This window comes from Burkholderia sp. CpTa8-5 (assembly GCF_017815045.1).
Lineage (GTDB): Bacteria > Pseudomonadota > Gammaproteobacteria > Burkholderiales > Burkholderiaceae > Burkholderia > Burkholderia sola.
The window spans coordinates 278,833-296,741 of sequence record NZ_JAGIQD010000006.1; the positions used below are offsets into that span (position 1 = coordinate 278,833).

15 protein-coding genes are annotated in these 17,909 nt (G+C 66.8%); 9 read left to right on the plus strand and 6 right to left on the minus strand.

All coding sequences use genetic code 11. The annotated features are described in order from the left end of the window. Positions 1 to 12 precede the first annotated feature (12 nt). Positions 13 to 1,191: an MFS transporter gene (locus tag J8I35_RS12605; RefSeq protein ID WP_209925626.1), complete on the minus strand. Its 1,179-nt coding sequence runs from the start codon at positions 1,189 to 1,191 to the stop codon at positions 13 to 15. 130 nt (positions 1,192 to 1,321) lie between these two features. On the opposite strand from J8I35_RS12605, the gene J8I35_RS12610 reads away from it, so the two are divergent. Continuing rightward, positions 1,322 to 1,843 carry a MarR family transcriptional regulator gene (locus J8I35_RS12610; protein ID WP_209925628.1) on the plus strand — a complete coding sequence of 174 codons (522 nt, stop codon included), beginning with the start codon at positions 1,322 to 1,324 and terminating at the stop codon, positions 1,841 to 1,843. Between the two features lie 192 nt (positions 1,844 to 2,035). Next, the gene (locus J8I35_RS12615) at positions 2,036 to 2,518 is read left to right on the plus strand and encodes a hypothetical protein (protein WP_209925629.1); all 483 of its coding nucleotides are present in this window, start codon (positions 2,036 to 2,038) and stop codon (positions 2,516 to 2,518) included. Between the two features lie 250 nt (positions 2,519 to 2,768). Here J8I35_RS12615 and J8I35_RS12620 read toward each other — a convergent pair whose 3' ends face one another. The 5 genes from J8I35_RS12620 to J8I35_RS12640 all read right to left on the minus strand — a co-directional run bounded on the left by J8I35_RS12620 (position 2,769) and on the right by J8I35_RS12640 (position 10,903). Next, on the minus strand, positions 2,769 to 3,905 hold the full coding sequence (locus J8I35_RS12620) for an FRG domain-containing protein (protein ID WP_209925631.1): 1,137 nt from the start codon (positions 3,903 to 3,905) through the stop codon (positions 2,769 to 2,771). Between the two features lie 1,193 nt (positions 3,906 to 5,098). Continuing rightward, positions 5,099 to 5,590: a hypothetical protein gene (locus tag J8I35_RS12625; RefSeq protein WP_209925633.1), complete on the minus strand. Its 492-nt coding sequence runs from the start codon at positions 5,588 to 5,590 to the stop codon at positions 5,099 to 5,101. Positions 5,591 to 5,974: 384 nt separating this feature from the next. After that, complete coding sequence (locus J8I35_RS12630) at positions 5,975 to 6,679, minus strand: glutathione S-transferase N-terminal domain-containing protein (protein ID WP_050012694.1); 705 nt, start codon at positions 6,677 to 6,679, stop codon at positions 5,975 to 5,977. A 168-nt stretch (positions 6,680 to 6,847) separates the two neighbouring features. Continuing rightward, positions 6,848 to 7,972 carry a porin gene (locus tag J8I35_RS12635; RefSeq protein ID WP_209925635.1) on the minus strand — a complete coding sequence of 375 codons (1,125 nt, stop codon included), beginning with the start codon at positions 7,970 to 7,972 and terminating at the stop codon, positions 6,848 to 6,850. Between the two features lie 237 nt (positions 7,973 to 8,209). Beyond that, positions 8,210 to 10,903, minus strand: coding sequence for a LuxR C-terminal-related transcriptional regulator (locus J8I35_RS12640; protein WP_209925636.1), 2,694 nt, complete (start codon positions 10,901 to 10,903; stop codon positions 8,210 to 8,212). 241 nt (positions 10,904 to 11,144) lie between these two features. On the opposite strand from J8I35_RS12640, the gene J8I35_RS12645 reads away from it, so the two are divergent. The 7 genes from J8I35_RS12645 (at position 11,145) to J8I35_RS12675 (ending at position 17,747) form a co-directional block, all read left to right on the plus strand. Continuing rightward, complete coding sequence (locus J8I35_RS12645) at positions 11,145 to 12,092, plus strand: universal stress protein (RefSeq protein WP_209925637.1); 948 nt, start codon at positions 11,145 to 11,147, stop codon at positions 12,090 to 12,092. A gap of 18 nt (positions 12,093 to 12,110) precedes the next feature. Beyond that, positions 12,111 to 13,091, plus strand: coding sequence for a quinone oxidoreductase (locus J8I35_RS12650; protein WP_209925638.1), 981 nt, complete (start codon positions 12,111 to 12,113; stop codon positions 13,089 to 13,091). A gap of 10 nt (positions 13,092 to 13,101) precedes the next feature. Continuing rightward, positions 13,102 to 13,950: a TauD/TfdA family dioxygenase gene (locus tag J8I35_RS12655; protein WP_209925646.1), complete on the plus strand. Its 849-nt coding sequence runs from the start codon at positions 13,102 to 13,104 to the stop codon at positions 13,948 to 13,950. Positions 13,951 to 14,079: 129 nt separating this feature from the next. After that, positions 14,080 to 15,135, plus strand: coding sequence for a 3-keto-5-aminohexanoate cleavage protein (locus J8I35_RS12660; RefSeq protein WP_209925648.1), 1,056 nt, complete (start codon positions 14,080 to 14,082; stop codon positions 15,133 to 15,135). A gap of 161 nt (positions 15,136 to 15,296) precedes the next feature. After that, positions 15,297 to 16,625 carry an MFS transporter gene (locus J8I35_RS12665; RefSeq protein ID WP_209925650.1) on the plus strand — a complete coding sequence of 443 codons (1,329 nt, stop codon included), beginning with the start codon at positions 15,297 to 15,299 and terminating at the stop codon, positions 16,623 to 16,625. Positions 16,626 to 16,656: 31 nt separating this feature from the next. Continuing rightward, positions 16,657 to 17,265 carry an alpha/beta fold hydrolase gene (locus J8I35_RS12670; RefSeq protein WP_209925652.1) on the plus strand — a complete coding sequence of 203 codons (609 nt, stop codon included), beginning with the start codon at positions 16,657 to 16,659 and terminating at the stop codon, positions 17,263 to 17,265. Positions 17,266 to 17,453: 188 nt separating this feature from the next. Then, the gene (locus J8I35_RS12675; RefSeq protein WP_245170219.1) at positions 17,454 to 17,747 is read left to right on the plus strand and encodes a type II toxin-antitoxin system death-on-curing family toxin; all 294 of its coding nucleotides are present in this window, start codon (positions 17,454 to 17,456) and stop codon (positions 17,745 to 17,747) included. The last annotated feature ends 162 nt before the right edge of the window (positions 17,748 to 17,909 follow it).

Sequence of the window (17,909 nt, forward strand, 5' to 3'; positions counted from 1 at the left end):
CCGCGGCGTCGCTCAGGCCCGCGCCATGCGTCGCACCTGCTTCGGCGCAAACCCTGCCGCCAGCGCGAACAGCGCGATACAGAGGCACGCCATCGCGATCCACGCGGGCGTCAGATCCGCAAGATGCTGGCGCACCAGGCCGGCCGCGAACGGAAACAAGCCTGCGACCAGGTAGCCGACGCCCTGCACGAACCCCGTCAGCGACGCGGCATCGGCCGGCGTCGCCGCATGGTCAACCGTGACGATCAACGACAGCGGAAACAGCGCGCCGATCCCCGCGCCGAGCAGCAGCGCGGCCGGCAACGCGAGCGCGTCGGGCGCGGCCAGCATCACCAGCAAGCCGACGAACAGCGACGCGATCGCCGCATGCAGCGCGGGCCGGCGATCGGGCAGGCGGTCGATCGTCGCGGAAATGGTCAGGCCCGCGACGACTTCCGCGAGCGTCACGCCACCGAGCAGGCTGCCGGCCGCGGTCGGCGACCAGCCAAGCCGCATGTAGTACGGCGGCAGCCACGCGAGCACGAGCGTGTAAGCGCCCGTCGCGATGCCGAAGAACAGCGCGAGCCGCCATGCGCGCGGCGAACGCGACGGCCGTGCATTCGATACCGACGCCGGCCCGCCGGCCAGCGCGTCGCCACCGCGGCTGGCCAGCGGCCACGCCAGTGCGGCGAGCGCCGCCGGCAGCGCCCAGCCCGCGAGCGCGGCGAGCCAGCCCCAGCGCGCCGCGGCGAACGGCGCGACGACGCTCGCGAGCACCGCGCCGCCCATGATCGACGTCGAATAGACGCCCATCGCGCCGCCGATGCGCGTCGCGAAATGCGCCTTCACGAAGCCGGGCAACAACGCCTGCACCATCGCGATCCCGACGCCCGCGCAGCACGCGCTCGCGAGCAGCAGCCATGCGTGCTGCGCCCCGACGCGCGATGCGCAGGCCAGCCCGATCAACGCGACGCCGAGCCACACGCCGCCCGCGATCCCGGTGATGCGCTGCAGCCGCCGCGCGCTCAGCGCGCCGAGGCCCATCAGCAGGATCGGGATCGTCGTCAGCAGGCTGGCCGCGCCGTCGCCAATACCCGTCGCGCGCTGGATCATGTCGAGCAACGGGCCGACCGCGGCGAGCGCCGGCCGCAGGTTCAGCCCGACGAGCACGATCGCGGCGAGCCGCCATCCGGGAGAAGTGAAGCGATTCATTGCAAGGTCCTCGATATCGGTGCGCGGCTGCCGGCGAGGCGCCGCGCGTTTTTCCGGTAAAGTATCTCGACATCAAGATATATGGCAATTTATCTTGACGTCAAGATAACTGGTGAGCCGAGGAGGGTTAATGGATCGAGCCGAGCATGCGCTCGCGCAATGGCGCGCCGAGCGTCCGGATATCGACGCAACGTCGATGGTGGTGATGGGGCGGCTGCAGGAAGCCGCGCTCGTGATCGCGCGGGACCGTCTCAATCCGCTGTTCGCGCGCTACGGCATGCAGCCGGGCGAATTCGACGTACTCGCGACGCTGCGGCGCAGTGGTGCGCCGTTCGCGCTGACGCCGACCGCGCTGTATGACGCGCTGATGATGTCGTCGGGCGGGATGACCGCGCGCATCGACCGGCTGCAGAAGGCGGGGTGGGTCGAGCGTCGGCCGAACCCGGCCGACGGGCGCGGCACGCTCGTCGCGCTGACGGATGCGGGGCGGGTGCTGATCGATGAGGCGGTTGGTGCGCACATCGATAACCAGCGCGAGGTGCTGGCCGCGTTGTCGGCGGCGGAACAGGCGCAGTTGTCGGAACTGCTGGGGAAGCTGCTGGCGGGGCTGGAAGGTGGGGCGCCGGAAGGGGAGGAAGGGACGTCGCGTTGAAGAACGCGTGATGGAACGTACGCGGCGGGCAAAAAGTTCTTTGTGAATTTTCGTGGGCGTCGCTTGCCGACCCGAAGCGGACGGTCTGCATTCTCCCGAACGGCCATTCGAGCATGCTACGCCGGCTTGCTATCATGGCACTTGGCTCCATCCGCAAGATGCGGTGCGTGGAACCCACGGAGAAATGTCTGCATGGAGAAGTTAAGGGACAATCAGCCATTAGGCGTCTTTTCCGACGTTAGAGGCCACTTCCGGTCCGAATATCAGATCGGGCGCAGGTTGGTCTGGGTGAGATGTCACCATCGCCTGAATTGCTTGGAGTGCGTTGGCAAGACCGATGAGATCTTGCCCAATATATGGGCCACAATACCAGATGCGATCGCCATTGCTGAAGACTATTCCAGGAATCAGATCCCCGATTTCTGGAGGACGCACGATAAATCTAAACGCGAAGGGCCACGCCTGGACGTGTGGGGTATAGCCGTTACGCCGGAACTTGGCGAAGCAAGCTTCGATATTTCTCGCAATTACAGCTTCGATTACTCGTCACCGACCTTTTTCAAGGACGATTACTGGAACGACCAGCCGGTTTTACTACCTGAGTTGCCTGCCCCCTATCACGTGTACGTCATCCGAAACGGGGCCGGCCAACTCAGCGTCGCCATCGATCGATAGCGAGAGGTTATCTTAAGCGATACGACGGGCCGTAAATACTTACATCACCGGATTAGCGCGAACGTCGATAACAATCCCCCCCTTAACCCGACCGTCCGCTCCTGGCCGTGCTCTGCCTGTCGGCGACCGGCGGCACGCGACCCTAAGCGGTCGCTCAGTATGATATCCCGTCAATGACCATTCGCAAGATGAACCAGACACTTCGATGTACGACGCCCCATCATTTATGAGATCGTTGAATTTAATTCTGTTATGACGAGGGGAAACGCCATGCACGCATTTCCTCACAAGCGCCGTCGATTCCGGGGAAGAGAGACCCGGCAGTAACACCCATTAATCGCAAATCAGCCATGACCGTTTCTACTTCTGATACGGGGATATCGAACGCGTCAAGGAACGATTCGCCGAGCAATCGCTCCTGAGTTTGCACGTAGTTCTCCACATCATCCACGCTCGTGACGGCTGACAGCGCCTGCTGCGGAATCACTCGAGGATTGTTCTGCGTCGGGAATTCGAGGAACGATAAGTTGTTTCGGGGAGTTGCCAGCATCAATATGGGCTCGATCGATTTCATCCACGCATCGAATCTGAATCTGAATATACGTGCATATTTACCATTCACACTTGGCGCATGCCAGTGAGATCTAAACGCGAAGAACGCAGCAACGAAAGGCGAGAATGACCAATCTAACAAGGGAGTAGGATAACCATGATGCTGTAATAAGTGAACGAATCCACCTCGATCATCATTTAAATTGATATTCATTGCCTGTGGTAGTAGACCGCCGAGGCGCTTGTGCATCATCGGCACATCCTCCGCCGTATAGCGGTACAGATTCGCGCGCCCCTCACGATGAAACAGCGAACGTAGAGGCCAGATAGCGTTCGACTGCCCCCGAAAAATAACCTTACGGTATGGGGTACCCAGAAGCTCGGCTTTCAGTTCGTTCCATGTCGTCCGCTTGCCGACGATCCGGCTTTGTGCGTCGGCCGCCATTCGACGGACTATCGCGTGCCCCGCGTCACCGACGTCCGTGGTGTATGAAAGCCGTATTCGCTCAGAATTCCAGTCGCCTTCCAAGTAAACCCGTCGCGCGACACTTTGCGACGACTTGAGAAACTGTGACGCATAGACATTGGCTTCGACGAATGGAAATGGAACATCTAGTTGCCCGGTATAGACCAAGGGAATGCTTTCAACCAAGAAAGGGTTTCGATTCGCGGGCACACGGATAGGGATTGCCCCGCATATGAAAGGTGGTTGCTGAGGCCAGTTGTAGGCAAAACCTTCGTAGTTGTCGCCAACACGGTCCAGATTTATGACGAGGTTGCCATCACGACTCTGTCCCGAGGAGCCATACTTGATACCAAGCCACTGTCCGTTCATTGTTGGATTCCGTATTGTTTTGCGTGTCGATCCAATTAACTAATCGCGCCGTCGCCAAGTCGCAATATGACGGACAGATGGTAGTCCAATGACCGACCTTTGAATAGATTCGCCGCTCGCGTGTCAATGTGCCTACGCACATGATCGACGCATATTGGCCGGATGCCGCCCGACGCGTTCGGCTGTAGTCGACTCGTTGCCGTCGTTCAGGCCGCGGCGACGTTAGCGACCGCTTTCAAGGCCCAACAGTCACCAATTCGCTACATACGGTTGAGCCTTCTGGCAACGGAAATTGTGGTTTGCAATGAAAGGAGCCGCGGATCGATGGCGCTTCTCATCAAGTGCCGCTCAATTTTCGCCCTGGGCCGCCGATATCACGCTCAGCGGTGATTGCCGCAGCAAGAATGCTACCGCTACATGTGAATCTGGAAGCAGCCGGATACCACGGTCGGCGCCGCGCACAAACTTCCACAATAGAGAGAGGAGAAGCAGCTTGCCAGTAATGGAAATCCGGTCCAGGAATCGAAAAGCGACGAATTCTAAGCAGCTGTCCTTTCTGCGCCAGGCGTTAGCAGCGACTTGTTTTGCAGCAACTATGTCCTTGTGCGGCTGCGTAACAAATACAACCCCGGGCGTCGACTTTTCCGGCGAATTCCTGGGACGCTTTCTTGTGACGGAGGCCTCCGGCGATAATGGAGTGCTAGGACGCACGTTAGAAATTGCTTCGCCGGCCGCGGGTCAGCTAGTCATCTCTATAGTTGGAGGCAGGTCCTTCGACTTGTATGACTGCAGGTCGCGGGTGGCAAATGAAAGCAACATGCTTGGGAATGACAACAGCCAAGACTCGGTTCACGAGGTTGTATGCGAGGATTCCGAAGAGTGGACCTGGGTCTTGTCCTACGGCAAGCCCGAATTGAGAGAGGAAGCCGGGCTGTTCAACAGGATTCTCCCTGGTGTACATGCCGTTCGCTCCCATTCCGGCTATGTCTTGCATCGGGGCTATCCTAACCGACTCCCGCACGTCTACGCGTTGGACCCGGTTCGATGAGTGCACGGCTACGCATTGTATCTTGGCGGGGCGCGCATCGCGCGAGTCGAATCGAAGCAGCGTGAAAATGCCAGATGGCCAGGCGGTGCCCGACCATCTAGCCACAGCATATTAAGTGCGTAAAAGGGAAAAGGCTGCCGTCGCGTCACTCTGTGCAGAACGCGCCATTTTCGAGGAATGGTCGGAGAATTTTTCGATCGACATGCTGGACAGGCTGGTGCATCAATCCATCGCTCGAGCTTTCCCCATCTGACAGTTCGACATGGCACTCGTTTCGGTGTCCTTTTATCAGGGCCGTATAGTGATGGCCCGACACCGGCGTAAACGTCACGATGCGAGTACAGGCTTCGGAGAAGTAATCCTGGGCGCGTAAAAGTGAAATCGAGAGCGGCTGCCCTGCGACCACCTTTCGAGTCAGCTCGCCATCGTCAGGTATCGCCGGCAGGCGATTTCGGTCCATGCATTCCGATGCATTGCCGAAAATGCTGGGCAAAACTAGGAAATGGTCGCTCTTCGCGAAGGTTAGCGAGGCGGTATCGCCACTTGTTGGCTCCGCGTACTGTGGAGCGACCGCAACGGCGCATCCCGCAAGCGCCGAGGCCAGTACCGGTGCGATAAGGAAGTAGAGTGATTTCACTTGGTCATCCTGTCGACTATATGCCTCACTGCGAGGGCATATCTTTAACGACAATCAACACTGAAACTTAAGGGGCGTGCCAAAAATATGGAAGCAGACTGTCGTCGCCGCCGATCGGCGACGCGGCGAGACTCGGGGGGCCGCCCTTGATTTAGCCGGTCAAGTCGTGTTTGACTTTGTCGATTGCATAGCTGCTTGCGGGGTGGAGCCGACAACCGAATGACCTCACTACGCGACGGTCGAATGGCGCCTCATGGCCGAAGACCGACAGTCTTCCCAGCGTTCCCCGAAAATTCGCGATGACCCAAAAAAAACCGCCGCACAATGCGGCGGGCGTGGCAGGTCGCAGGGCGCGGGCCGCACGTGGTGCGCCCGCGTAACCGATCAGCCCCGCGCGGGAATATTGAGCCCCCGCGCGACAGCCGGACGAGCAACAAACGCGTCAAGCACCCGCTTGACGTTCCGGAATTCGCTGAACCCGACCAGATCGCCCGCCTCATAGAAGCCGACCAGGTTCCGCACCCACGGAAAGATCGCAATATCGGCGATCGTATAGGTATCACCCATCACCCACTGGCGGTTCGCGAGATGGGCGTCGAGCACTCCGAGCAGGCGCTTCGACTCGTCGACGTAGCGCTGACGCGGTCGCTTGTCCTCGTAATCGCGCCCGGCGAACTTGTGGAAGAAGCCGACCTGGCCGAACATCGGCCCGATGCCGCCCATCTGGAACATCACCCACTGGATCGTCTCGTAGCGGCCCGCGAGATCCTTCGGGATCAGCTGGCCCGTCTTGTCCGCGAGATAGATCAGGATCGCGCCCGATTCGAACAGCGGCAGCGGCTGGCCGTCGGGGCCGTTCGGATCGATGATCGCCGGGATCTTGTTGTTCGGGTTCAGCGACAGGAATTCGGGCGACAACTGGTCGTTCGTGTCGAAGCGCACGAGGTGCGGCTCGTACGGCAGGCCGGTTTCCTCGAGCATGATCGACACCTTGACGCCGTTCGGCGTCGGCAGCGAGTAGAGCTGAAGGCGGTCGGGATGCTGGGCCGGCCACTTTTGCGTGATCGGGAAGGCGGACAGATCGGGCATGAAGGTTCGCTCGTCGAAGTGAATGATCCGCGCTGCGTTCGCGCTGCCGCGCCCGAACACGATCCACGGCGCGGCGGCGGGCCGGAGCGCGCCGAAAACGCCCACTGTAGCCGATCCCCGGAATCGCTGCAGGCGCCGGCTGCGCACGCGCCCGCACCGCCGAAGCCATCAGAAGTTGTGCCGCAGCCCGACCATCGCGGCCGTCGTGCCGACGCCGGGCGCGACCGGCTGCCCGTACACGAGCATCTGGGCCATCGTGCCGCGATTGTTCACGTGGCCGACCTGCGCGTAGACCGTCGTCCGCTTCGACAGGCTGTAGTCGGCCGCGAGCACGACCGCCGTCGACTTGTTCGCCGAGACGTTGCGATCCTTCAGGTAATACACGGCCGAGCTCACCTGCAGGAAAGGCGTGAAGCGATAGCCGACGCCAGCCGACAGCATGTCGAGGTTGACCTTGTCCGCATGCGACGGATTCCGGCCGTTGCCGTACGACGCCGACACCGAGAAATCGCGGATCGTGTATTTCGCGCCGACGTAGACGAAGCGATTGTTGTCGACGCCGGTCGGCGCGACGCCCGGCGCCGGGTTCGTGTCGTGACCGTTGTAGTAGACGGCCGACAGGGTCAGCCCGTAGTTCGCATACTTGAGCACGACCGATTCGCGCGTGCCGCCCTGGAATTGCCCCGCGACGCCGCCCGGCGCGTATTCGAGCGCGATCGACGCGCCCGCGAACGTCGGCGACTGGTAGACGAGCGCATTGCTGTCGTACAGCGCGCCGATCGAGCCGTTGGTGCTCGTCCCCGGCCAGCCGGCCGCGGTGTTCAGGCCGAGCCACGCGGTCAGCACGCTGCCGAAGAACTGCGCATTGCGCACGTCGGTGTCGGCCATCGCATAGATCATCGGCACGATCTGGCGGCCGGCCGTGAACGAACCGAACGGGCCCGACACGCCGAGCGACGCGACCTGGTTGAAGATCGCGACGGCGCCGGGTGTGTCGCTCAGCTGCAGCTTGCCGGTACCGCTGTCGAACGAGCCCTGCAGCTTGAAGTTGATCTTGTAGCCGCCGCCGATGTCCTCGCTGCCGCGGATGCCCCAGAAGCTCGAATAGATGCCGCCGTCCTTCATCCGGAACACCTTGCCGGTGTTCGGCGCGCGGGGGCTGAACGACGCGGCCGACGTGCTCTGGTACAGCAGCCCCGTGTCGATCACGCCGTACAGCGTGACGGAGGATTGCGCATGCGCGAGCGCCGAACAGCCGGCAAGCGCCGCGAGCGCGGCCAGTTTCGTCTTCATCGAAGTCTCCAGGATCGTCATTGGCCCGGACGGGATCGAGCCCGGCCGGGTAAAGCGGGTAAAGCGAGGAAGCAGCGAGGCCGGCGGCAAGGCGCGACATGCGCGCCGGGGCGAGCCGTGCGGAAAGACTACGCAACGGCAGGCAACCGCTCCCCCCCATGCGCGGGGGGCAGGGTTGCGGAGAATTGAAGGGGGGCGGACAGCTACGCCGCTATGGGCGTCCGGCTCGGACAGGTGTCAAGGCGCGTTTTCAAGCAGCCCGAGCACCAGCGCGCGGCGCACCGCATGCTTGCGCGAGCTCGCGTCGAGCTTGCCGAACAGGTTCTTCAGGTGCCACTTCACGGTTTCCTCGCCGACGGCGAGCGCGACCGCGATCTCCTTGTTCGACAGGTTGCGCGCGAGCAATTCGAGGATCGCGCGCTCCTTCGGCGTCAGCACGACGCTCGGCACCGCGCGCGGGCTCGTCGCGCCGCGCGGGGCCGGCGGCACGATGCGCGGCTGCGGCAGCGCGTGCCGCGCGGGGCCGTCGCCGGCGGCCGCCTCGTCGCCGACGCGGCGCGCCCAGTCGGCCACGGCCGGATGCGCATCGGCGAGCGTGCGCGTGAGGCCGAACATGTCCGCGAGGTTCATCGCCTCGTCGAGCAGCGCACGGCCGCCACGCCCCGACTGGTCGAGCGCGAACGCGCTGAGCGCCATGATCTCGATGCGCTCGCGGCCCATGCTCATTTCGCGGGCCAGCACGGCGGCTTCGTCGAGCGCCGCGCATGCGTCGTCCCAGCGGCGCGCGGCCAGCGCCGCGTATGCATGCGCGGTCGCCTGCAGCAGCACGACGGGGCGCCGCCACAGCGGCCCGTGCGCCGGAAATTCGGCCGCGGCGATCGCATCGATCCGCTCGACCAGTGCATGGCACGTCGCCTCGCGATAACGCGCCGCGTGAATGCGCACCTGCTCGGCGACGCTCGCGACCGACAGGCGCGGCAGCCGCCGCGCGACGCCCATCGCGTCGAGCGCCTCGAGCAAGTCGATCGCGCGATGCTCGACGCCGCGCAGCAGCGCGATGCGCGCGGCCGTGCGATAGCCGAGCAGCACGGTGTCGGGCGTGCCCGCGTGTTCGAGCACGTCGAGCCGGTTCGCGAGCAGCGCGGCGGCCTGGTCGACGCGATCGGCCTCGTAGGCGATCGCCGCGCACATCGCCGCGAGCATGCAGGTCAGCGGATGGCGCCGCCCGAGATCGGTTTCCGCGCGCGCCAGCGCCGGCGACAGCACGTCGTCCGCGAGCCGGATCTGGCCTTCGCGCAGGTAGCTCAGGCCCGCGATCAGTTCGCCCCAGCGCGCGACGTAGCCGAATCCGGCCGCCGTCTCGCCGCGCGGGGCGGCCTGCTGGAAGCGACGCGCCTGCGCCGGTTCGCCGACGATGATCGCGCGCGCCGACAGCCGGTTCGCATGCATTTGCGCGAGCCACGTCGCCGCCGGCGGCGTGAAGTCGGCCCACGGCTCGAACAGTTCGACGAAGCGATCGATTTCATCAGCGTAATACGCGGCCGCGCTGAGGATCAGCGCGCATTCGTAGCGCATCGCGGCCGGCGTGCCGTCGTCGGCCAGGATGCCCGCGATCTGGCGCCGCGCCTCGACATGGCGCTCGCCGAGCGCCAGCGCCCACGCGACCGCGATCCGCAGCGTCGGGCGCTTGTCGAGCTCCGCATCGGGCAGCAGCGCGAGCCAGTCGAGCACGTCGTTGATGCGGCCCTGCTTGATCGCATCCTCGAGGCAGCGCTGCGCGAGCGCGTACGCGGTCTCGACCTGGCCGGCCGCATACGCGTGGCGCGCGGCTTCCTCGGTCATCCCGTGCGCGTCGAGCCAGCTCGCCGCGCGAGCGTGCAGCGTGCTGCGCTCGACGTCGGCGCGCGCGGCCAGCCGATCGCGCAGCGTGTCGCGCACGAGCGGGTGCAGCCGGCACCAGTCCGAATCGTCCGATGCGATGAACAGCGGCGTGTCGCGGGCGAGCCGCGCGAGGCGATCGGGCGCGCGCGCGTCGTCGAGCAGCGCCGCGCACAGCGACGGATGCAGGCGATCGGCGACGCTCGTGCGCGTCAGGAACGCGGTGTCGTCGGCCGACAGGTTCGCGAGCAGCAGCTCGACGAGCCGGTCGCGCGTGCCGTCCACGCGGGCGGCGAGCGCATCGACCGCCTGGCGCGGATCGGCCGAGCGCGCCATCGCGGCCATCGCGAGCTGCAGCCCGAGCGGCCAGCCGTCGACGCGCTCGAACAGCCGCGCGCACGCATCGGCGTCCACCCGCTGCGCGAAGCGCGCGCCGACCAGCGCGATCGTCTCATCGAGCGTGAAACGCAGCCAGTCGGGGCCTGCCAGCGTGCATTGGCCGCCCGCGAGCAGGTCGCCGGCCGCGTGATCGAGCCCGCGCCGCGCCGCGACGACGACATGCAGGTTCTGCGGCGCGTTGTGCAGCACGTAGGTCAGCGCATCGAGACCGGCGGCCGGCAGCCGCTCCGCGTCGTCGACGATCAGCAACGCCTCCATCGACAGTTGCGCGACCTCGGCCAGCCACGCGGTCAGCCCGTCCAGCGCACGCGCCGCGCCGCCCGGGATCAACCGTCCGAAGCCTGGCCGCGCGCAGCCGGTCCGCACCGCCTGCACGAGCCCCTGCAGCAGCCGTGGCGCGTCGTCGCGCTCGTCGGCCGACAGCCACACGACCGCGCGGCCGAGCGCGACGGTTTCGCGGCGCCATTGCGCGAGCAGCGAGGTCTTGCCGTAACCGGCCGGCGCCTGCACCAGCGTGACCGGGCGACCGCCGAACGCCGGTGCGGCAAGGCTCAGCCGCGCACGCGCGAGCAGCTGCGCCGGCACGCGCGGCGCGGTCGTCTTCAGCACGAGTTCGGTGGGGGGCGCGTCGGCGCGATCGGGTGGGTAGGCCATCGGGGCAGCAGTGGGGTCCGGCGCGGCCACGCGGGCCAGCGTCCGGGGTGGGCTTGGCGGAAGGATCGGTCGAACCGCGTTCGCGCGTCAATCCCCCCCGCGCCGAGTGGGGCCGCCCGGGCGCGGCGTCGATAGCATGGGTTCCGATGCATGACGAACGCCACGAGGAGGGCACCCATGAAGATCGTATCGACCGGCGCGAAGCGTCACGCGCCGAGCGCCGGATAAGCGGAGCGGCACGATGTACCGCCATCTGCTCGTGACGGTCGACGGCGCGCCCGGCGGCATCGACGCGATCGGCGATGCGCTCGAACTGGCGCGCGCGGTCGGCGCGCGGGTCACGTTCGTGCTGTCCGCCGCCGCGCCGGACTCGCGTTTATCCGGAGCGCGGCCGCCCGGACACGGTGCGAAAGTGGAAGCCGCCGCGCGGGCGCAGGGCCTGTCCCATGCGATCGCTGGGGCCGGCCATCCGGGGGCCGGCCATCCGGGGGCCGGCCATCCGGGAGCCGGCGACGCATCGCCGGGCGCGCTCGCCGACGAGCTCGGCTGCGACCTGATCGGCGTCGCCGCGCTGCCGCCCGACGCCGATGCGGCGGCCCGCGCACGGCGGCGGCAGTTGCTCGCGACGAGCGGCGTGCCGGTGCTCGTGTGCCCGTCGCACCGGGCGCCCGCCGCGGCGCGCGTGATCGCGCGTTGTCTCGATGCGCATCGCGCGGTCGGCGTGTTGCTCGAGGCGCTGATGGCGTCCGGCGACGCCGCGCATGCGCCGCAGCGGCAAGCGGCTGATGCGCGGGATGCGCTGGCTTCGCTCGCCGCACTGCAGAACGCCCGCTTCGGCACGGCCGACGAAGCGCGGCTCTTCGCGGCATTGCGCATCCGGGCGGAGTGCGTCGCGGCCGAACTGGACGAACTCGACCGCCAGCGGCAGCGCGACACGCAAACCCTCGGCGCGCTCGCCCGGCTCGCCGAAGACGGGCTGCCGTCGGCCGCGTTCGACACCGCGCTGGCCCGCTATGCGCACGGCACGTTCGAGCAGATGGGGCGGATGGAAGGCGTGATTTTCCCGGCCGCGCGGCGCTACCTCGTCGACGCCGACTGGGCCGGACTGGACGAACCGCTGGCGGACGGCGCACCCGCGACGCCGCCACGCACGAACGAACCCGCCGATGCGCGCCGCGCATCGGACTGACGACTTACGGAGAACAAGATGGCTCATGCAGTGCGATTCCACGAAACCGGCGGCCCCGACGTACTGCGCTGGGAGGCGGTCGACGTCGGCGATCCGGGCCCCGGTCAGGTGCGCCTGCGGCACGAGGCGGTCGGCCTGAACTTCGCCGACACGTATTTCCGCAGCGGCCTGTATCCGGTGCCGCTGCCGGCCGGCATCGGCGTCGAGGCGGCCGGCGTGGTCGAGGCCGTCGGCCCCGGCGTGACGAACGTCGCCGCCGGCGACCGCGTGACGTACACGGGCTTCCTGAACACGCTCGGCGCGTACAGCACCGAACGGCTGATCGCGGCCGCGCCGCTCGTCCGGCTGCCCGCCGGCATCGCGTGCGAAACGGCCGCCGCCATGACGATGCGCGGCCTCACGTCGGCCTACCTGCTGCGCCGCATTCACGCGTTTGCGCCGGGCGACACGATCCTGCTGCACGCGGCCGCCGGCGGCGTCGGGCTGATCGTGTCGCAATGGGCGAGGCTGCTCGGGCTCACGGTGATCGGCACCGTCTCCAGCGAACACAAGGCCGCGATCGCCCGCGCACACGGCTGCGACCATACGATCGACTACAGCCGCGAGGACGTCGCGAAGCGCGTGCGCGAACTGACGGATGGCGCGGGTGTCGACGTCGTGTTCGACAGCGTCGGCAAGGACACCTTCGAAGGCTCGCTCGATTCGCTGAAGCGGCGCGGGCTCATGGTGTGCGTCGGCACCGCGTCGGGCCCGATCCCGCCGTTCGATCCGCAGCGCCTCGCGATGAAGGGCTCGCTGTACCTGACGCGCCCGGCGCTGGCCGACTACATCGCCGATCCGGCCGAGAAGAACGACCTGGCCGGCGAACTGTTCGCGCACGTCGCGGCCGGCCGCATCCGGATCGAGATCAACCAGCGCTATGCGCTGCAGGACGCCGCGCAGGCGCACCGCGATCTCGAATCGCGCAAGACCACCGGTTCATCGGTGTTCATCGTCTGAGGAGGCGCGCATGCGAGTCGAACCCCTGACCTGTGCGATCGGTGCGGAGCTGCTCGGCGTGAACCTAGCCGACGCCGTGCACGACGACGGCCTGTTCGCCGAGATCCGCGCGCAACTGCTCCGGCACCGCGTGCTGTTCCTGCGCGACCAGGACATCACGCGCGCCGAGCACGTCGCGTTCGCGCGGCGCTTCGGCGAACTCGAGGATCATCCGGTCGCCGGCAGCGATCCCGAGCACCCGGGGCTCGTGCGGATCTACAAGTCGCCCGACCAGCCGAACGACCGCTACGAGAATGCGTGGCACAGCGATGCGAGCTGGCGCGTGGCGCCGCCGTTCGGCTGCGTGCTGCGCTGCATCGACGGTCCGTCGGTTGGCGGCGACACGATGTGGGCAAACATGGTGCTCGCGTACGAGCGCCTGCCGGACCACGTGAAGCAGCAGGTCGCGGACTTGCGCGCGCGCCACAGCATCGAGGCGAGCTTCGGCGCGGCGATGCCGATCGACAGGCGGCTCGCGCTGAAGGCGCAGTATCCTGACGCCGAGCATCCGGTCGTGCGCACGCATCCGGAAACCGGCGAGAAGGTGCTGTACGTGAACGCGTTCGCGACACATTTCACGAACTTCCACACGCCGGCGCGGGTGCGCGTCGGGCAGGACGCGAACCCCGGCGCCGGCCAGTTGCTGCAGTACCTGATCAGCCAGGCCTATATCCCCGAATACCAGGTGCGCTGGCGCTGGAAGAAGAACAGCGTCGCGATCTGGGACAACCGCAGCACGCAGCATTACGCGGTGATGGACTACCCGCCGTGCGTGCGCCGGATGGAGCGCGCGGGCATCGTCGGCGACGTGCCGTTCTGAGCGCGAGCGCGGCTTAACCGATTCGCCACCCGATACACGACGCGCCGGGCTCGCCGCCCGGCGCGGCGGGGTACGCACGCCTGTACGCGTCGTACGCCCGACACACAACGATTCCCACTGGAGGACGACATGCAATTTCTCGACGATTCGCTGCACCCGGAAAACCAGCACAAGGTGGTCATCACGGTCGCGCCGTACGGCCCCGAATGGATGCCCGCCGATTTTCCGGAAGACATTCCGGTGACGATGGACGAGCACGTGCAGAAGGCCGTCGACTGCTATAACGCGGGCGCGACGGTGCTGCACCTGCACGTGCGCGAGCTCGACGGCAAGGGCAGCAAGCGGCTGTCGAAATTCAACGAACTGCTCGGCCGGTTGCGCGAGGCGGTGCCCGACATGATCCTGCAGGTCGGCGGCTCGATCTCGTTCGCGCCGGAAGGCGACGGCGCCGAGGCGAAATGGCTGTCCGACGACACGCGCCACATGCTCGCCGAGCTGACGCCGAAGCCCGACCAGGTGACGGTCGCGATCAACACCGTGCAGATGAACATCACCGAGCTGATGAGCCGCAAGGACATCGCCGGCACGTCGCTGAACGAAAACGCGCTGTGGGACGCCTATCGCGAGATGACGGTGCCGGCCGGCCCCGGCTGGGTCGACGAGCACCTGCGCCGCCTGCAGGCGGCCGGCATCCAGCCGCATTTCCAGCTCACCGGCATGCACGCGCTCGAAACGCTCGAACGGATCATCCGGCGCGGCGTCTATCGCGGCCCGCTGAACGTCACGTGGGTCGGCATCGGCGGCGGTTTCGACGGTCCGAATCCGTACAACTTCATGGAATTCGTGCGGCGTTGCCCGGACGGCGCGTGCATCACGCTCGAATCGCTGATGAAGAACGTGCTGCCGATCAACACGGTCGCGATGGCGCTCGGCCTGCATCCGCGCTGCGGGATCGAGGACACGATCATCGACCAGAAGGGCAACCGGATGACGTCGGTGCAACAGGTCGAGCAGTGCGTGCGGATCGCCCGCGAACTCGGCCGCGAGATCGCGACCGGCAAGGACGCGAAGGCGATCTACCGGATCGGCGTGCAGTACGACGGCGTCGACGAAACGCTCGCGCAGCTCGGGATGGCGCCGAACCGCCGGCCGGGCCAGGTGAGCGTGCCGCTGCGCGCGGCCTGACGCATAGCGCACCGGGCGGCCCGCGAGCGCCGCCCGCCGATCGATGTGGCGCGGCACCCATCCTCGCGTATCGGTATGGCGCGAGGCAAGCTCCCCGAAACGGAGCGGGGCCGCGCAAGCCGCGCCGGGGCATTGCCGCCCCGGCGCCGGAGGAGACACGCATGTTGATTCATCACGTCGAGCCGTCGCTGCAGGACCTGACGGCCACCGAGCGGCGCGCGCCTGCGTATGCGTGGCTCGTGTTCGGGTTGACCGTCGGGCTGCTGCTGTCCGACTACATGTCGCGGCAGGTGCTCAATGCGGTGTTTCCGCTGCTCAAGCACGCATGGGCGCTGTCGGACACGCAGCTCGGTTCGCTGTCCGGCGTCGTCGCGCTGCTGGTCGGGCTGCTGACGTTCCCGCTGTCGGTGCTGGCCGACCGCTTCGGGCGCGTGCGCAGCATCGTGCTGATGGCCGCGTTGTGGAGCGTCGCGACGCTCGGCTGCGCGCTGTCGACCCACTACGCGGAAATGCTGGTCGCGCGCGGCCTCGTCGGGCTCGGCGAAGCCGCGTACGGCAGCGTCGGCGTCGCGCTGATCCTCAGCATCTTTCCGGCCCGGCTGCGCGCGACGCTGACCGGCGCGTTCATGGCCGGCGGCGCATTCGGTTCCGTGTTCGGGATGGCGCTCGGCGGGCTGGTCGGCGCGCATCTGGGCTGGCGCTGGTCGTTCGGCGTGATGGCCGCGCTCGGCATCGTGCTGCTCGTCGCGTATCGCTGCATCGTGACCGAGCGGCGGCTCGCCGCGTGCCGCGTCGAGCCGTGCCGGCGCGAGGCCGACGCACCGCGCGACCTGCGCGGCAGCGTGCGCGCGCTGATGTCGGGGCTGTTCGCGTCGCGCTCGGTGATCTGCGCGTATGTCGGCAGCGGGCTGCACCTGTTCGTGCCCGGCGCGCTGTTCGCGTGGCTGCCGAGCTACCTGAACCGCTACTACGCGATGGCGCCCGACCGCGCGGCCGTCGTCGCGGCCGGCTTCGTGCTGCTCGCGGGCGTCGGGATGGTCGGCTGCGGGATCGTCACCGACCGCGTCGGGCGGGCCGACGGCTCGCGCAAATGGCTGACCGCGATCGCATATTGCGTGCTCACCGGCGTGTGCCTCGCGGTTGCGTTCCGGTTGCCGCCCGGGCCGCTGCAGCTCGCGCTGATCTGCGCGGGCATGCTGGTCGGCGCGGGCGCGTCCGGCGCATCGGGCGCGATGGTCGCGAACCTCACGCCGGCCGCGATCCACGCGTCGGCGTTCGCGACGCTCACGCTCGCGAACAACCTGCTCGGCATGGCGCCGGGCCCGCTGCTGACCGGGTGGGCGGCCGATCGCGCCGGGCTCGTCGGCGCACTGCAGTGGATTCCGGTCGTGCCGCTCGCGGCGGCCGTGCTGTTCGCGGTCGGACGCGCGAGCTATGCGGCCGATCTCGCGCGCGTCGAACGCGAACGGCGCGCGACACGACTTTCCTGAACTCTCTTCCCGAACGCTTCCTGGAGGCTGCATGACCCTGGCGACCACGCCCACCATCCTGATCGTGCCCGGCTTGCGCGATCACGTCGAAGACCACTGGCAGACGCATCTCGAACGACGCGTGCCGAACGCACGCTCCGTCGCGCCGCTCGATGCCGACAAACTGAGCCGCGCCGCGCGCGTCGCGGCACTCGATGCGGCGCTCGCCGCGATCGACGGGCCGGTGATCCTCGTTGCACACAGCGCGGGCGTGATGATCGTCGCGCATTGGGCACGGCAGGCCACGCGCGCGATTCACGGGGCGCTGCTCGCGGCGCCGGCCGATCTCGATACGCCGATGCCCGCAGGCTATCCGACGCCCGACGCGCTCGCCGCGCACGGCTGGACCCCGGTGCCGACCGGGCCGCTGCCGTTCCCGAGCATCGTCGCCGCGAGCCGCAACGATCCGCTCGCGCGCTTCGACCGCGTCGAGACGCTGGCGGCCGGGTGGGGCAGCCGGCTCGTCGATCTCGGCGAGGTCGGGCACCTGAACCCGGCATCCGGCTACGGCGAGTGGCGCGATGCGGAGCGGTGGATCGGGGAGGTGGCGGCGCTCGGAAAAACCCCTTTGCACCCCGGCGGCCTGACGTTCCCGGCCTGATTCGGGCGCTTCAGCGCTTGTACGGAAACCGAGAAAGGTGACGTGCTGCGGGCCGCACGAAAAGTCATTTCCGAGCACCGAGACGTGCCGATCGCATTGAAGGATCGTTGATTTGCTCGACCTCGATTACGTCATCACGATCCATGACGAGATCATCCGGGATCTGGGCGGACTGAACGGATTGGCTCATGCCGGCGGCCTTGCATCGCGTGGACAATCATGCGCATTACGCCGGGCTCGACGACGTATTCGGCATTGCCGCCACCTATGCAGTTGCCGTCGCACGAGGACATGTGTTCAACGATGCCAACAAGCGTACCGATCTCACCTGCGCGTTGACTTATATGGAGCGACAGGGGATTACGATTCCCCGTCGCGCCGATCTTGAAGATCTTATGGTCGATGTGGCTGACGGCACGGTAACCAGCGAGGAACTGGCCGAATATTTCAGCGCGGTCCGGGAACTCTCCCAACGCCGTTGACGACCGCGAGTCACCCATCCTCGTACCCATCGCCGTAGATCAATCGTTCAACGGCGTGCATCGCTGGGCTTCTTATCCGGGTACCCGCCGTCTAACGTGCCATTTGGCAATGCACCAAGGAACCCGTTTCAGTCCGCATCACGCCAACATACGACGTCCTAA

Coding starts and splice junctions, on each gene's coding strand:
- J8I35_RS12605 (WP_209925626.1), bottom strand. CDS start 1,191: ATGAATCGCTTCACTTCTCCCGGATGGCGGCTCGCCGCGATCGTGCTC.
- J8I35_RS12610 (WP_209925628.1), top strand. CDS start 1,322: ATGGATCGAGCCGAGCATGCGCTCGCGCAATGGCGCGCCGAGCGTCCG.
- J8I35_RS12615 (WP_209925629.1), top strand. CDS start 2,036: ATGGAGAAGTTAAGGGACAATCAGCCATTAGGCGTCTTTTCCGACGTT.
- J8I35_RS12620 (WP_209925631.1), bottom strand. CDS start 3,905: ATGAACGGACAGTGGCTTGGTATCAAGTATGGCTCCTCGGGACAGAGT.
- J8I35_RS12630 (WP_050012694.1), bottom strand. CDS start 6,679: ATGCCCGATCTGTCCGCCTTCCCGATCACGCAAAAGTGGCCGGCCCAG.
- J8I35_RS12635 (WP_209925635.1), bottom strand. CDS start 7,972: ATGAAGACGAAACTGGCCGCGCTCGCGGCGCTTGCCGGCTGTTCGGCG.
- J8I35_RS12640 (WP_209925636.1), bottom strand. CDS start 10,903: ATGGCCTACCCACCCGATCGCGCCGACGCGCCCCCCACCGAACTCGTG.
- J8I35_RS12645 (WP_209925637.1), top strand. CDS start 11,145: ATGTACCGCCATCTGCTCGTGACGGTCGACGGCGCGCCCGGCGGCATC.
- J8I35_RS12650 (WP_209925638.1), top strand. CDS start 12,111: ATGGCTCATGCAGTGCGATTCCACGAAACCGGCGGCCCCGACGTACTG.
- J8I35_RS12655 (WP_209925646.1), top strand. CDS start 13,102: ATGCGAGTCGAACCCCTGACCTGTGCGATCGGTGCGGAGCTGCTCGGC.
- J8I35_RS12660 (WP_209925648.1), top strand. CDS start 14,080: ATGCAATTTCTCGACGATTCGCTGCACCCGGAAAACCAGCACAAGGTG.
- J8I35_RS12665 (WP_209925650.1), top strand. CDS start 15,297: ATGTTGATTCATCACGTCGAGCCGTCGCTGCAGGACCTGACGGCCACC.
- J8I35_RS12670 (WP_209925652.1), top strand. CDS start 16,657: ATGACCCTGGCGACCACGCCCACCATCCTGATCGTGCCCGGCTTGCGC.
- J8I35_RS12675 (WP_245170219.1), top strand. CDS start 17,454: ATGCCGGCGGCCTTGCATCGCGTGGACAATCATGCGCATTACGCCGGG.